This window comes from Aliidiomarina minuta, from assembly GCF_003987145.1.
In the GTDB taxonomy this organism is placed as follows: domain Bacteria; phylum Pseudomonadota; class Gammaproteobacteria; order Enterobacterales; family Alteromonadaceae; genus Aliidiomarina; species Aliidiomarina minuta.
The window spans coordinates 1-14,756 of record NZ_PIPL01000003.1; the positions used below are offsets into that span (position 1 = coordinate 1).

General features: G+C 49.6%; 12 protein-coding genes. 6 read left to right on the plus strand and 6 right to left on the minus strand.

All coding sequences use genetic code 11. The features are described from left to right. The first annotated feature begins 399 nt into the window (after window positions 1-399). The gene (locus CWE09_RS11740; protein WP_126804249.1) at window positions 400-945 is read left to right on the plus strand and encodes a superoxide dismutase family protein; all 546 of its coding nucleotides are present in this window, start codon (window positions 400-402) and stop codon (window positions 943-945) included. Here the strand turns inward: CWE09_RS11740 and CWE09_RS11745 are convergent. Genes CWE09_RS11745 through CWE09_RS11770 form a run of 6 tightly spaced genes read right to left on the minus strand, consistent with a single transcriptional unit; the run spans window position 942 to window position 10,823 of the window. Further along, window positions 942-4,601 carry a translocation/assembly module TamB domain-containing protein gene (locus CWE09_RS11745; protein ID WP_126804250.1) on the minus strand — a complete coding sequence of 1,220 codons (3,660 nt, stop codon included), beginning with the start codon at window positions 4,599-4,601 and terminating at the stop codon, window positions 942-944. The genes CWE09_RS11740 and CWE09_RS11745 overlap by 4 nt on opposite strands. Then, window positions 4,598-6,355 carry an autotransporter assembly complex protein TamA gene (locus CWE09_RS11750; RefSeq protein ID WP_126804251.1) on the minus strand — a complete coding sequence of 586 codons (1,758 nt, stop codon included), beginning with the start codon at window positions 6,353-6,355 and terminating at the stop codon, window positions 4,598-4,600. The genes CWE09_RS11745 and CWE09_RS11750 overlap by 4 nt, the downstream gene beginning before the upstream one ends. Before the next feature lie 20 nt (window positions 6,356-6,375). After that, on the minus strand, window positions 6,376-7,533 hold the full coding sequence (locus CWE09_RS11755; RefSeq protein WP_157982855.1) for a heme biosynthesis HemY N-terminal domain-containing protein: 1,158 nt from the start codon (window positions 7,531-7,533) through the stop codon (window positions 6,376-6,378). Further along, entirely contained in the window at window positions 7,533-9,440 is a 1,908-nt protein-coding gene (locus CWE09_RS11760; protein WP_126804253.1) for a uroporphyrinogen-III C-methyltransferase, read from the minus strand. Before CWE09_RS11760 ends, CWE09_RS11755 begins: the two co-directional genes overlap by 1 nt. A 4-nt stretch (window positions 9,441-9,444) precedes the next feature. After that, window positions 9,445-10,386 (minus strand): hydroxymethylbilane synthase, encoded by a 942-nt coding sequence (gene hemC, locus CWE09_RS11765; protein WP_126804254.1) that lies wholly within the window; start codon window positions 10,384-10,386, stop codon window positions 9,445-9,447. A gap of 8 nt (window positions 10,387-10,394) precedes the next feature. After that, entirely contained in the window at window positions 10,395-10,823 is a 429-nt protein-coding gene (locus tag CWE09_RS11770; protein ID WP_126804255.1) for a DUF2914 domain-containing protein, read from the minus strand. A gap of 86 nt (window positions 10,824-10,909) precedes the next feature. Between CWE09_RS11770 and lptM the strand changes: the two genes are divergently transcribed. The 5 genes from lptM to xerC are packed head-to-tail and all read left to right on the plus strand — an operon-like array spanning window position 10,910 to window position 14,756. Beyond that, complete coding sequence (gene lptM / locus CWE09_RS11775; RefSeq protein ID WP_126804256.1) at window positions 10,910-11,071, plus strand: LPS translocon maturation chaperone LptM; 162 nt, start codon at window positions 10,910-10,912, stop codon at window positions 11,069-11,071. Further along, window positions 11,064-12,311, plus strand: coding sequence for a diaminopimelate decarboxylase (lysA, locus tag CWE09_RS11780; RefSeq protein ID WP_126804257.1), 1,248 nt, complete (start codon window positions 11,064-11,066; stop codon window positions 12,309-12,311). The genes lptM and lysA overlap by 8 nt, the downstream gene beginning before the upstream one ends. A 23-nt stretch (window positions 12,312-12,334) precedes the next feature. Continuing rightward, window positions 12,335-13,162 (plus strand): diaminopimelate epimerase, encoded by an 828-nt coding sequence (dapF, locus tag CWE09_RS11785; RefSeq protein WP_126804258.1) that lies wholly within the window; start codon window positions 12,335-12,337, stop codon window positions 13,160-13,162. Then, window positions 13,159-13,863 (plus strand): DUF484 family protein, encoded by a 705-nt coding sequence (locus CWE09_RS11790; RefSeq protein ID WP_126804259.1) that lies wholly within the window; start codon window positions 13,159-13,161, stop codon window positions 13,861-13,863. The genes dapF and CWE09_RS11790 overlap by 4 nt, the downstream gene beginning before the upstream one ends. A gap of 2 nt (window positions 13,864-13,865) precedes the next feature. Further along, complete coding sequence (gene xerC, locus CWE09_RS11795; protein ID WP_126804260.1) at window positions 13,866-14,756, plus strand: tyrosine recombinase XerC; 891 nt, start codon at window positions 13,866-13,868, stop codon at window positions 14,754-14,756.

Here is a 14,756-nt window from a genome sequence, read left to right on the forward strand (position 1 = left end):
CCAGATCGCAAATGAATACCCCATCGCGGCCACAACGACATCGCACGGCAGGCATAGCCTGCCCTACGGTGCATCCGATGTATCTGGTCATTTGTGTAGGGCAGGCCGTGCCTGCCGTCCAGGTTGGATACCACCGCGAAACCCCGCGACGTATCCGATACCCGACAACGACAGCATTGCCGATACCCCAACCACCGCAACGGCAGGTGGAACCTGCCCTACGGTGCAACGTATCCAGACCGCAAATGAATACCGCATCGCGGGCGCAACGACATCGCACGGCAGTTGGGACCTGCGCTGCGTCATATCAGCTATTTAAAATAATCTAAGTTTAAGTAAGCAGCGGTCTGCATTATTTGCTACATTTAAGTTCGTTATTGTATTAAAAAAGGTTTTACTATGAAGAAGTTAGCTATTCTCTCTTTACCTCTATTATTATCGGCCTGTAGTCAGGGTGATCTGAGTGACGTTATTCACCAGGCCGGTATTGAGCAGTACGTCGCCGCTATTGAGTCCACAGAGGGAAACCAGGCCGCTGGCACAGTTACTTTTACCCGGGCAAAAGATGGTATTCATGTGATGGCTCATGTCGAGGGATTGGAACCGAATCAACAGCATGGTTTTCATATCCATGAATATGGTGACTGTGGAGCTCCGGATGGAACTTCTGCCGGTGGACATTTTAACCCTACCTCTTCACAACATGGTGGACCACATGATGATGAACGTCATGTGGGTGATTTAGGTAATCTGGAAGCCAATGATCAGGGCATCGCCCATCTTGAATATATAGATATCAAGCTAGCTATGGACGGCCCTTATAGCGTGCTGGGCCGCGGTGTTGTTGTGCATGCTGAAGAAGACGATCTGGATTCGCAGCCTACAGGACAGGCTGGTGCCAGAATTGGTTGTGGTGTAATAGGGGTTGCAGCTAGCCCGGATTAACGCTCGATACTATAGAAAATATCAGCGCCACTGCGCTCACCACCGGTATGAGACTCGAAATTAAGTCTGTCGGAAAGCCGGTAGCGAATGAAAAAGGTCGTTACCGGCTCTACTAAACCAATTCCGTATCTAACATAAAGCCGTGAAGACAGATGTTTACCAATATAAAGCGATGTACTCTCAAAAGTATCACCTGAGTCGAGCGCTACTTCATCGACACCGAGAGTGTCACTCAGTCGTTCGCCCACTATATTGCCACCACTCATACCCAATGCAAGGCTGGCACGAGCCAGCATATTCTCTTCACCCTGGCTACTTTCACCTGGACCGCGACCCAAAATGAGGTAGGTAAGAATATCTCGATCCTGCATGGTGGGTGTAGAAAAGAGTGAAAGATTAGGATTTTCTAGTGTGCCTCCGATGCGGGCACCTACCAAAACGCTGTCTGCATCTATATTACGCTCAACTCGCAAGTCCAGTCCTGGATTTGCAATAGGACCGCCGGTGAAAATAAGACGACCACGCTCGATGCTTAAAGCCTGTCCGTACAATTCATACTGACCCTCTGCTACATCTATGTTACCGACACCAGCGGTTTCCTGGCCTGGTTGTTCAATAATACGTAGCTGCCCAACCAGGCGTCCTTCAAAGCCATAAGCACTGACTCGAACATCATCACCCAGGCGTACCTGAACATCCGCGTCTATCGGCAACTCCGTAATAGATTCGTCATATACCGAACCTTCTTCACCGATTAATACGGTATCTCTGGACACAGAGTCGACGGATTCAAAATCTGGCGGAGTGATACGGGCGGATGGAACATTCACGCTGCCCCTTATTCGTAAGAGTTCTGGGGAGTATTCAATTTGTAAATCAGGGGCAATAGTGACATCTATATCTCTTGTGCGCAGAGCCGGGAACGCACTACCCTGAATATCCAGGTTAGCTCGTTGTTCGGCCAGGAAGTACTCTCCTTCAAGGCTCAAGTTTCCTTCTCCGGCGGTCAGGTTGCCAGATAAGGTAAAAGGCTGACCGGTAGAGTTGGGGGCATCAACTAACACGTTTATATTCTCGAGCATAAGGCCGGTAGAGGGTATTTCTGCAGTACCGTCAGCAAGTTCAAGACCGCCAGTTATCACGGGTTCTGTGAGAGGGCCAGCAAGCTGGATTTCGCCGCTTAGTAAGCCATTTACACTCTGTAGATCGGGGGTGAGCACCGATACAAAACTCAGATCCTGCATACGCAAGTTCAGAGTTGCTTCGAGCATTGGCTCATTCATTAATTGCTCAATAACTGCCTCAGCGGTAACAGAACCATCGAGCTGTTCTGACAACAGGTTGAAGCTGCCCTCAAGACGGTTCTGATCACCTTCAATATGGATCAGTTGGCTCGGGTCTATAGTGAAATTTATATCCTGAGCTGGAATACCGGCAACGGTCTCATGCAGAGTTACCGCTAAGCGGTAATTCATATCTTCTTCAAGCTTGTTGAACTGGCCCTGTATATCAAACTCACCTGCCAACTCAACTTCTGCCGGAATCCAGGGTCGGAATACACTGAAAGAAATATTATCAGCGTTGACCGATGCATTTATTGCATCTGAAGCCTGATCCCAGTCGCCGCCCAGACATAGCTCGGAATCTCTGGTGGCTATCATCAGACAGAGGTTCTGCATTGATATTTCCGTGGGAGACACCATCAGAGTAGCAGGAGTGGTCAGGTTCCAACGGCCAGCTTCCGGATAGCGAAGCTGCATGGAATTAACCCGCCCTATCCAGCGTTGCTGTTCAGCTTCCCAGTTCCCGTTAAGACCGAGGTTAGCTTGCAAAGAATCACTATCGATGCGGAGTCGTACCTGATGTTCGTCGTTTTGCTCTAAACGCAGAGCTACAGAGCTTAACACCAGCTCTCCCAGGTCAATATTCTGGGCATCTATATAACCAGTTGGTAGCTGTCGCAATTGACTGTCAATCTCAATATCCGCCTGAAGGCTTTCAACGCTGTAATCTTGATAGCTAAAATCAGATAACTCGAACTGAGTATTGAGTATCGGCGACTCTGTCGGGCCATCTACTGCGCCCTGCGCTTGCAAGTTGCCTTCTATTCCCGGAAGTAGCAGACTGATATCGTTTACAGATAGGTTCCAGGTAAGTGACAGTTCCTGCGCTGAAGCTGTGCCATCAGCTCTTAATTGTGCTTCACCCCACTGCAGCTTAAATGCCTCTGCACTTATTGATTCACCCTCTACACCTACCCGACCACTGCCCTGAAGTGTTTGCTCACGGATGTGCCCGCTTAGCTCATTTAGCTGAAGGGTTAACATCAGCTCTTCTGCCATATTTCCCTCAACATGGGCATCTAAAGCCAGTATTCCGGGCCAGTCGGAGCTTATTCTGCCTATATCCATTGCATCTGCCTGAACGGCCAGGTTCCAGGCAAGGTGAGGTTCCCAGAGAAAACTTCCTGTTACCGCAATATTACCCTCAACGGAGTCCGCGCGTAAGCTGAGCTGCTGGGCTCCCTGTTCATCGCCCTCCGCCTGCAGTGAAAAGCTCTGCACCTCATAGTCGGCGTATGTTGCCTGTCCTTGTATATCTACATGCAGGTTTTCACCCATGGTGGCGACACCAGCAAAGCTGGCTTCAGTTTCATAGGCCGGTGCCTTGATGGTCAGATTATCCAGAGTAAGCTCGTTTTCAAGCAAACTAAATTCACTGTTCAGTGTGACTTCGCCATGCTCATGCAATTGGCTATAGAAGGCTAAATTGCCCTGCACTTCGGTTATAGTGCCTGACCCTTCGAAACTTAAATTGAGTTCCTCGATATGCTCTTCAACCTGAGCGATGGCTAACGCAGTCAACTCCAGATCTGCGTTCCAGGTCAGTTGCTTCAGATGAGTAGGTTGTTGGACATTAGCATTCAGCAATGCGGTGGCAAAGCCACTTACCCGCTGCTCCAGGTTAAGTTCGTGGCGAGACCCTTGTAAGCGCCCTTCTGCACGTATGGCGCCGAGTTCGGGTACCTCGGTCTGCACCATGGTGGTTAAGTTAAGATTGTAATCGCCATAAGGCTCGATAAAACCTTTAACGTTCGCCAGTCCCTGCGGCACATCAAGAATTAAGCGGTGAATAGTAATACGTCCGCCGTGGGTGATCAGGCGAAGATTCAATTGATTAATTTGCTGCTCAAAGTCGCCAACTTTGATGTTGGTATTGCTAACCAGTACTCGATCGAAGCGCAGGTTAACAGGCAAATCGATATCTGGTAATTCAATTTGTTCAATGGTGTCAGTCTGTTCAGGCGTTTCATCCCCGGACGGAAACTGAACGTCGGCGGAGCCGATATCAAACTGACGAATATGCACCTGGCGTCCCAATAGTCGCCAGGGCCGCCAACGCAATTTTAAATCTTGTAGCTGAATCTGAGTTTCGCCATCCTCATAACGCAATTGCTGGAACTGAATATCACGCAGTAAATGACCTTCAAGTCCCTGCCAGGAGAGCTCACCAGGTAGAACCCGGTTTGCGGCCTGTAAAGTCAGGCCAGTTCCTGTGGTCGTGCTTAATAATGAAAACAGGGCGATAACAGTGAGCAAAATAAGAGCACATAAAGTGCCCACAATGCGCGCAAACCAGCGGCGAGTCTTAGTCATAAGTCAGGCCCCAGGGTTAAGTGTAAACGAATAGTGTCACCGACATCAGCAAGACCATGAGCCAGGTCAATGCGAATAGGACCTACGGGGCTTTGCCAGCGAACACCTGCACCAATACCAGTGCGAAAAGCATCGTTGACGTTATCAAAAGCATTGCCTGAATCAATAAATGCAGCGACCCGCCAGTTAGGTCGGAATTCATAATCCACTTCTGCGCTGCCTACTGCGAGGTGACGACCACCAACAATCTCACCCTCTTCATTCCGAGGTCCTACCATGCGATAACCGTAGCCACGGATACTAGTATCACCACCGGCGTAGAAACGTAGGGAGGTCGGTATACGGTCAAAGTCGGTTGCTGCTGTAGTGCCAAAATCGCCACGCGTCAGAAAACGGAATCGCTCGGCGAAGGAAAATACGAACTTACCGGACAAGGTAACCTGGCCGAAATCGGTGCTAGATAGCGCTTGCTCGGTAGCACCTCGTAAGCCAAGGTTGAGACGATAGCCTCGAGCGACATCCAAACGGTCTGGAGTGTGAACCCGGTTCCATTGAATACTTGGAATAAGGAATTGGGTATTGCGTCGTTCGCCCTCAAAGCGATCTCGTTCGTCCTGCCAGTCTAAACTCATAGTACGTAACGTGCGTTCCAGTTGGGTTTGCCAGCTCACCCCTAAAGTGAATATCTCAGTTCTGGTTGGCCCAACATCTTCATCGCGCCATGAAGTCCGAATGGCATACTGATCTGTTTGCGGCTGTTGGCCGGGTATAATGTAATTGGCAGCGACTGTGGATGAGGATTCTGACAATTGGAATTGGGTTGAAAATCGGTGCCCGCGAGTATTCACCCACCGACGGTTCTGATCAAAACTCAATCGAGCCCCGGTATCAGTTCCGTAACCAATGCCTGCTCGATAATAGGTGCGTTTATTAGGTTCCAGTTCAACAGCAACAGGTACCAGTTTGTCGTCATCGGCCTCTGACCAAAGTGGCTCAATCTGTACACGGCTGAAATAGTCACTATCTGCCATGCCAAATTGTAATTCCATCAGTCGGTCAGACGTTAAATAATCGCCTTCATGAAAGGGAACAAAGCGCTGCAGTACGTCTTCATCAAGCTGGGCCTCGCTAAAACGAATCTGACCGAAACGAAACCGAGGGCCTGACTCCAAGTGTATAACTATATCTGCAGCGTAGTCTTCGAGATCAATGCGTAATTCACTTTTTGCAAAAGCTGCTTCATTGTAGCCGCGCTCAGTAGCAAGATTGCGTAAACGGCTTTTGGCGTTTTCGTAATTGCTATGCCTTAAATTCTGACCGCTTCTAATATCCAGATTATTAATCAGGTTGCGAAAAGCATCGTCTTCCCGGGCTTCGCCGGTAATCTGAATGTCGACATCACGTATTTGCATGACAGGGCCGGGTGTTATGTCATACCGGGCCTGCCAGCCACTATCGGTTCTTTCCAGTTGTCGTTCTACTGACGCCTGGTAATAGCCAGATGGGGCTAAGGCGCGCAGTATTTCCTGTTCTGCACGACGGTGCAGGAACCTAAGGCGTGCAGCTCCTGGTGCCTGCTGCCCGTGGTAAGTATAGATAGATAATCGGTTACGCACGTTGGACGCGTCACGACCGCTGACGCCACTAATAGAGACTTCAAGCTGGTTGTTTTGTCCGTTATCTGTTTCTTCAGCCATCGCGGGAGAAATACAGAAAAGCATAGCTAAAACAAGTAGGACTAACCACAACTTCATATAGGACCTGATTCTACGTTTTATTGACTGGCTGCTTTATACGCGGCCAGTGCTTTTGCACTTTGTTCAGCGGCAAGGTAAGTATCACCGAGTAACTGGTAAAAGCGTTTATTCGGATAAAGTTCCAATGCTTTACGCAGCGCTCGCTCAGCGAGGTCATGATCGTTTTGCTGCATTGCCAGAAGGCCTAATAATGCGAGTGCATTGGCATCGTCCGGCTGCTTTTTAACCATTTGCTGAATATGCTCGGTCAATAGTGCCGAACCTTGCCAGTCGAACTGACTCTGACCTAATAATAGATCAATTGGTTCCAGATAACCTTTACGTAAACCTTTGATCGCTACTTTCGCGGCCTCCTCCTGCTGCTGATTATCCAGCAGGGCCCTTATGTATTCGAGTCGAACCGAGGTATCCTGCCGTAGTTGGCGATCCAGGTCACGCCAGCGTTTATGTAACTCAGTAGGGTCTTCTTGTGCCACGGCAAAGTAGGCTTGATAACTTTTCTGGGTATAGCTAAGCAGTAACCGAGGTTCAATCAGGTTTTTCTTTGCCAGCTCAGGCAATAACGGACGAAGTTCTGACCATTGCTGATGCCGGTAAAAGGTCTTAGCGGCCACACGCAATACACCCGGATGGCGAGGATACTGTTTGAGTAAATGCTGTAATTGTTGTTGAGCCTCTTTCGGGGCCGCGCTCTCCGCTTCCGCCAGCAGCAAAGGAAGTTGTTTATCGTCCTCTGCTGAATTGGCCTTTTCGAGCAGGCGTTGATAACTGACCGAATCATGCCGCGCATTCGCGGCCATAGCCGCCAGTAAGTAAGCCTGTTGGGGGCGTTTAAGGTTACTAGTAGCCTGTTCAGCTTGCTCCTGTGCTTTGGCATAATCATGGGTGAGCCAGCTATTGAAGGCGCTACTGAGCTGGGTGTCGCCCTTTTTAAGACGACGCCGCTGCAGCCAGCTGGAACTTAATCGGGAACCTGCGAGGATCTTGCGCAGCAACCATTCTATCAACCAAAATACCAGAAGCAGAAGAATAACGGCCATTGCCAGCACAACCAGGCTGGTTTCTACGGTATAGCCGGAAACCGCGATCATGACGTAACCGGTTTGTCCCGACCATAATGGCCCGACTATAAAACCTGCAACGATAATGAGTAACAGTAGCAAAGCTTTAAACACTAGTCTGACTCCCCGAGCAATTCATCAACAGCATCATTGAGCATCGCTTCTGATAACAGACGGGTCGGGAACTCGGGCTCGATATTTTGTTCACGTAACTGAGTGAGGGCGTCCAGCACATGGCGAACCTGAGTTGATTCAGTGTCGTAGTAGCTGTTTATCCAGTCAATGGCCTGATCCATGGCTTGCTCGAAATTCACAGCCTGGCGTTGCAGCAGCGCTTGCTGCGCTATCTGCAGCTGCAAATCGAGCTGTGTTTTTAATAATGACCGCTGTTCGGCGCCAAGCTGCATTTCAGGCATTTCTTCAGTGCGTTGCACGCGAATAAAATCTTCACTAAACGACTGCCAGGCGGCGTTCAAATTGCTTCGCCAGTCAGCAAAACTTGAGCTTACCTCATCGTTGCCATTGCCATTGCCATTGTTAAGCGGCTTGCTTTCTAGCTGCTCACGCTGAGGAGGTAGTTCACGAACTTGCTGACGCAGTGCGGACAGGCGCAATGCCAGACCTTCTACATCCACTTCAGGTAAACCATTAAGTAACTCAATATCATTTTCCAACTGCTGGCGAATTGGAATCAAATGGCTCTGGCGTGATTGTTCTAATACTCGTTTCGCGTGCTGTAATAATTGCACTGCGCCATTGCGGTCATAATCAAACCACAGCTTACGACCTGCGGCCACTACCAGATCGCGGGCTTCAATAACATACAGATCCTGTGACAGGCGCAGGTTGGCAGTATCTAAATGACTTTTAATCTGTTCAATCTCTTCGCGATTGCTTTCCAGCTCATTAAACATTGCCTGGCGCTCTCTTGCGGCTTCTTCGCGAGCTTCAGCCGCTTCAGCGTTACGTTGTTCGCGTAAGGCGTCGAAACGCTGATTCATTTGCGACTCGATATCATCGAAAAGGCTTTGTTCGAGCTCTTCCTGGGCTCGAGTGGTTTGTACCAGGCGTTGGTTTAATTCTTCCATCTGTTCAACACTGGTGCGCTTGATTTCCTGCTGCTGTAACCATAACCAGTAGCCGCCGACACCTAAGGTAGCGACTGAGAGCAAAAGTAAAAGAATAATAAAAGAAGTCAGCCAGCTGGTTTTCTTTGTTTTACGCTGCTTTGTAGCCGGTGATTTTTGCTCTGTAGGCTTGCTCATGACTTTTTCACTCTGTGTGGGGATGGCTTTTAAAAGTGCGTCAGTAGTCGCATTCTGAGCTACTATCAATCGCTGTTTATTGATACCAAGGTCGGTAACTGCTTTTTGCAGACGCTCGCTGGATATCACCCAATTGCAGTTTTGAGCCCAGTTTTTAGCTGAATCAGGTAAATCCTGCCAGAACAGTTCTAGCTGTTCTTTGCTAGTGACTACGATAGTGGCGACCTGTTCCTGCCAAAGTCTGCTGTTTTCACTAAGATCCGGATGCAGCGGGATGCGTTTGTAAACTTCAATCGATGTCAGCTTAGCACCACGTTCGCTCAGGGTCTCGGCAATCAGTGGGCGACCATCTGCACCAGTGACAAAGAGCCAGTCCTGGCCTTTAATCTGGTGTAAATCTGGCAGCTTTAACAGGTCTTCACCAGTATGATTCGGAGCGGGGTAAGTTACAGGCTGATGAGTATGGGTAACCAGGCGCTCGGCAGTTCCGCTGCCTACAGAATAATAGTTACCTTGCGGCCATTTAAAATCGTGTTTTTGCAGTTGTTGATGGAAAAACTCAACCGCTGCCGGGCTGACCACAATAATGCCATCCCAGCTTTGCTCAGTTAGCTCACTCAGCTCTTTTTGTGGTAACTGAATCATTTCAGATTCAATGACTGCTTGCCGGAATACCGGCTGATCTCGTTCTGCGAGCGCTTTTTCCAAAGGGTTCGCTTGATCGTGTTGTCGGATCAGCAGTACTCCATTAGTCATATTATTACGCCTCGCTATTCTGATAAACGGCTTGCAATATCTCACCGGCGCCCCGTGCGAGCAAGTCTTCTGCTAACTGAGTCCCCAGACTTTCAGAGTCAGCGGCGGCCCCTCTGATTTCGCCTTCTACCATTTGACTGCCATCTGGACTACCGACCAACCCACGTAAGTGTAGCTGGTCACCGTGCAGCTGGGCAAAAGCGCCGATCGGCACCTGGCAACCACCTTCCAGGCGGCGGTTCATTGCGCGCTCGGCTAAGACACAAATGCGGGTATCGGTGTCTTCCAATGGTTTCAGTAAGGCTTTGACTTCACTGTCGTCACTGCGACACTCAATGCCAAGCGCGCCCTGCCCATTGGCTGGCAGTGATTGCTCCGGTGGCATGCGCAGGCGAATTCGCTGCTCTAGCTCAAGTCTTACTAAACCTGAAGTTGCCAGAATAATGGCGTCGAACTGGCCTTCATCCAGTTTGCGCAGGCGGGTTTGCACGTTACCGCGCAAATCGTGAATTTTCAGGTGTGGGAAACGGGCGGCCACCTGACAGCGACGGCGCAGGCTGCAGGTGCCGACAACGGCGCCTGCAGGCATTTCGTCCAGGTTCGTGTAGGTATTGGAGACGAAAGCATCAGTAGGGTCTTCACGCTCGCAGATAGTGTACAGCTCCAGCCCGGGAGGAAATTCCACCGGTAAATCTTTCATTGAATGCACCGCAATATCGGCTCGGCCCTCAAGCATGGCAACCTCAAGCTCTTTAACAAAAAGCCCTTTACCGCCGATTTTAGCCAATGGAGTATCCAGAATAACATCGCCGCGGGTGCTCATGGGTAAGAGTTCAACCTGCAAATCAGGATGCAACGCTTCTAAGCGTGCTTTGATATGCTCGGCTTGCCAAAGTGCCAGTAAGCTTTTACGGGTTGCAATGGTGACTAATTTTTTATTGCTCATGAACTCTCTCAGGATTGGGGTTTAACGGTAAAGTGATATTCCAGCAGTAAGTCATCGTTTTCATTGACCACACGAACTGTCCAGTCGCCGCTTTCTATATGCTGCAGGCGCTTAGTTGAATAGGTGCGCCAGTTGTCACTGCCTATCGCCAGGTTAACTTCGGCCTGCAAGTGCTGGTTACGGTACCAGCGATGCTTAATATCGCGATTCGCGTGATTAATCACCTGGGTAAAGAAAGTAATGCGGTCATAGTCGGCTCCACTTAACTGGTATTCATCACCTAAATCGTCAGTGGGTTCGTTGTTATCGACGCTACTGGTGAGCACCGCGCGCTCTATATGATTTTGATCCCACACCGGATTGTCAGTTTCGGCCAGCAATATGGAGCTAAACAGTAGTGATGCAGCTGTTAGTAGTACAGAGCCTGATTTAAACATAGTCTTCTCCTTACAGTTGCTGGCAGGTGACAAAGCAAGCTTTGAATGCGATTATAAGCCTTTTGCCACTTAGTGTAACGTGACCTATGAAAAAACGCATCATTGCGGCGGTAAGTGCACTTCTGTGTGTATTCCTGCTCGCCGCCTGTGGCCAGAAAGGGCCTTTATATATTCCGCAAGAACCGGAACAGACTGATGTGCCGGAAGAGCGCGCTGAACCTAACCAAGAAGTACCTGAAGATGTCTGAATTTGTTTACCGAAACGGAGTTCTGCATGCTGAGCAGACTCCAATGACCACCATTGCTGAAAACTTTGGTACGCCTTGTTATGTCTATTCCCGTGCTGCGATAGAGCAAAACTGGCGTGCATTTGAGGAGCAATTGCCCGCACCTCATCAAGCCTGTTATGCAGTTAAAGCGAACAGTAACCTGGCTGTACTGCAGGTTCTGGCGCTTATGGGGGCCGGTTTTGATGTGGTCTCTGGCGGCGAAATTGCACGTGTACTGCAGGCCGGAGGAGACGCCGGTAAGATCGTTTTTTCTGGCGTTGGCAAATCCCGCTCTGAAATTGAATATGCTCTGGATGCCGGAATTGCGCAGTTTAACGTTGAATCCTCTGCCGAACTGGAACGTATTAGTGAAATTGCCAGTGCTCGTCAACTGGTGGCCAGGGTATCGCTGCGTGTTAACCCTGATGTCGATGCGAAAACGCATCCGTATATAGCAACAGGCCTGGAAGCCAATAAATTCGGTATTCCTATGGGCGAAGCTATGCAAACCTATCGTTTAGCAGCAGGGTTACCTGGTTTGCAGGTTATAGGCGCGGACTGTCACATAGGTTCCCAGTTAACTGAGATTGAACCTTTCCTGGATGCTATGGATCGTATGTTGCAGCTGATCGATAAACTGGCAGCTGAAGGTATTCAGCTTACCCATCTGGATATGGGCGGTGGGCTGGGTGTGGCTTATGCGGATGAAAAGCCACCGGCCGTTGCTGATTATATTCAGGCCTTGCTTGGTAAGTTAGTTGATCATCCGCAGCTGGCGCTTTATCTGGAACCTGGCCGCGCCATTGTAGCGAATGCCGGGGTCATGCTAACGCGGGTTGAGTATATTAAAGAAAGCGAGAAAAAAGATTTTGTGATTGTCGACGCAGGTATGAATGACATGCTCAGGCCCTCGCTTTACCAGGCATTTCATGAGATTTTAAATGTCAGGGAGCAAAGCCCGTCACGCTCGAAACCTGCGGATATTGTAGGGCCAGTTTGTGAAACCGGTGACTTTCTTGGCCATAATCGCACTATTACCGCATCAGCTGGTGATTTGCTGGCGGTTAAGAGCGCTGGCGCTTATGGTTTTGCGATGAGTTCCAACTACAATACCCGGGTGAGACCCGCAGAGCTGATGGTAGATGGCGATCAGGTGCATATTATTCGGCAACGTGAACAATTAGAACAGCTCTGGCAAAGTGAACACTTGCTACCCTGATAGCGCTATAAAACAGGACTTTTATGCTCATTCATTTTTCTAAAATGCATGGTCTGGGCAATGACTTTATGGTTATTGACAACGTTACTCAGAACATTTTTCTAAATACCGAGCAGATTGCGGCGTTGGCGGATCGTAACCGTGGCATTGGTTTTGATCAGTTGTTGATGGTGGAGCCGCCATACGACCCGGACGTAGACTTTCATTATCGCATTTTTAATGCCGACGGTTCGGAGGTCCAGCAGTGTGGCAACGGAGCCCGTTGTTTCGGTCGGTTTATCCGCCATAAAGGCCTGTCGAATAAAAACTCGTTTCGGGTCAGTACCAAAGGCGGCGTGATTAGCATTGAGCTGGATAAAGAGGGGTTAGTGCGAGTAGATATGGGCGAGCCAGTGCTGCAGCCACAAGCGATTCCCTTTAAAGCGAATAAACAGGAAATCACCTATATTTTACGCGCTGAAGAGCAAACTTTTTTATGCGGTGCAGTGAGCATGGGCAACCCCCACTGCATAATGCTGGTGGACGATGTCGATAATGCTCCCGTTGACCAGGTCGGTGCCTTGTTAACTAAGCATGAGCGTTTTCCGGAAGCGGCGAATATAGGATTTTTGCAAATAGTTTCCGATCAACATGCCCGTTTGCGTGTTTTTGAGCGCGGCGTGGGTGAGACCCAGGCCTGTGGCAGCGGTGCTTGCGCGGCGGCAGTGTGGGGTATGTTGCAGGAACGGCTAGAAAGTCCAGCCAGAATAGAGTTACCGGGTGGTACGCTGGAAATCAGCTGGCAACCGGGACAAAGTGTTTTTATGACGGGCGAAGCCAGCCACGTTTACGATGGGCAGATAGTATTATGACTAAACAGGATTCAACAGCAGAGCTGAAAAGCGCAGGTAGTGAACGGCTGGATGACACATTGATCGTTGAGTATTTGCAGGAGAACCCGGATTTTTTTGATCGTAATCCTGAGTTACTGACACGTATCAACCTGCGGCATCATAACGAAGGGTCGGTATCTCTGGTGGAACGCCAGCAACGCATACTGCGTACTCAGATAGCCGAGCTGCAGGAAGAAATTACCGAATTAATGTCGAATGCACGGCGCAATGAAATGATTTTTCGCGGTTACAGCGCCCTGTATGTTGACTTGCTGCGCTGTGAGACCCTGACCGAGGTACTGGATAGCCTGCGGACTACCTTCCAGCAGCAACTGGCCCTGCCGGAACTCACTCTTAAGTTTTTTGACAGCCCGATAAGCCTGCCGGAGCAGTTTACCTTCGCAGCGGATACGCATAAGCAGCTTTTGAGCAAACGTTTTGGCGACAGCTCTGTTTATCTGGGTCGTCTGACTCAGGAAGAACAGCGTTTATTATTCCAGGACACCAAAGTGGAGTCTGTCGCTCTGGTCCTGCTGGGCCGGGATCAGCAGTTGGGTATGCTGGCATTTGGCAGCAAAGACCCGTCTCATTTTGACCCTAGTATGGATTATTTGCTGATTAACCAGCTGCAGGCTCTGCTTAGCGTGATTTTACCAATCATGCTGAAATCAGGGACTTAACTATGGCACTGCAACAGGCAGTGGATAACTTTATAAATTATCTGGCGGGCAGTCGGGGTTACTCTTTGCATACGCAAAGCAGTTACCGACGCCAACTGGAATTGATCAGTGCCGCACTCGCAGAGCAGCAGCTTAGCGAGTGGAAAGATCTGAAGCCGAAAACAGTGGAAGCGCTGATGATTTCCTGGCGGCGCCAACAGGTAGGTTTACCCAGTATTAAGCAGCGTCTGGCTGCCCTGCGTAGCTTTTGTGACTATTTATTGCAGCGCCATATTTTAACGAGCAATCCGGCGCGTCTGGTGCAGGCGCCTAAATCGGCGCGTACCTTACCTAAAAATATGGATGTCGACGCGGTTAGTTATCTGCTGGATGAAGAGCCCGCCGATGGCATGGCATTGCGTGACCGCTGCATGTTTGAGTTGATTTACAGCTGTGGGCTGCGTTTGGCTGAACTGGTCGGGCTTAATATTCAGGACATAGGTGGCAGCCGGGAGCTTAGAATTACCGGTAAAGGCGGGCGCACCCGAATTGTGCCGTACGGGAAAGAGGCCGCAAAATGGTTAAAGCTCTGGATTAAAGAACGTAGCAACTGGCCTGGCGCACATCTGGAAGCTTTATTCCTGAGTCAGCATGGACGCCGGTTGAGCCCTCGCTCTGTGCAGTTACGTTTAAAAAAATGGGGTTTGCAGCGTGGTGTATTTGATAATCTGCACCCCCACAAGTTACGTCATAGTTTTGCTTCCCATGTGCTGGAGTCCAGTGGCGATCTGCGTGCGGTACAGGAGCTGCTTGGGCATGCCAATCTGAGTACCACGCAAATATATACGCACCTGGATTTTCAGCACCTCGCCAAGGTTTACGACAACGCCCACCCTAGAGCAAAGAAAAAATAA

Excerpts from the sequence above, each read along its gene's own strand:
- lptM (WP_126804256.1), top strand. The coding sequence starts at position 10,910 with ATGAAAAAACGCATCATTGCGGCGGTAAGTGCACTTCTGTGTGTATTC.
- CWE09_RS11760 (WP_126804253.1), bottom strand. The coding sequence starts at position 9,440 with ATGACTAATGGAGTACTGCTGATCCGACAACACGATCAAGCGAACCCT.
- hemC (WP_126804254.1), bottom strand. The coding sequence starts at position 10,386 with ATGAGCAATAAAAAATTAGTCACCATTGCAACCCGTAAAAGCTTACTG.
- dapF (WP_126804258.1), top strand. The coding sequence starts at position 12,335 with ATGCTCATTCATTTTTCTAAAATGCATGGTCTGGGCAATGACTTTATG.
- CWE09_RS11745 (WP_126804250.1), bottom strand. The coding sequence starts at position 4,601 with ATGACTAAGACTCGCCGCTGGTTTGCGCGCATTGTGGGCACTTTATGT.
- CWE09_RS11790 (WP_126804259.1), top strand. The coding sequence starts at position 13,159 with ATGACTAAACAGGATTCAACAGCAGAGCTGAAAAGCGCAGGTAGTGAA.
- CWE09_RS11770 (WP_126804255.1), bottom strand. The coding sequence starts at position 10,823 with ATGTTTAAATCAGGCTCTGTACTACTAACAGCTGCATCACTACTGTTT.
- xerC (WP_126804260.1), top strand. The coding sequence starts at position 13,866 with ATGGCACTGCAACAGGCAGTGGATAACTTTATAAATTATCTGGCGGGC.
- CWE09_RS11750 (WP_126804251.1), bottom strand. The coding sequence starts at position 6,355 with ATGAAGTTGTGGTTAGTCCTACTTGTTTTAGCTATGCTTTTCTGTATT.
- CWE09_RS11740 (WP_126804249.1), top strand. The coding sequence starts at position 400 with ATGAAGAAGTTAGCTATTCTCTCTTTACCTCTATTATTATCGGCCTGT.
- lysA (WP_126804257.1), top strand. The coding sequence starts at position 11,064 with ATGTCTGAATTTGTTTACCGAAACGGAGTTCTGCATGCTGAGCAGACT.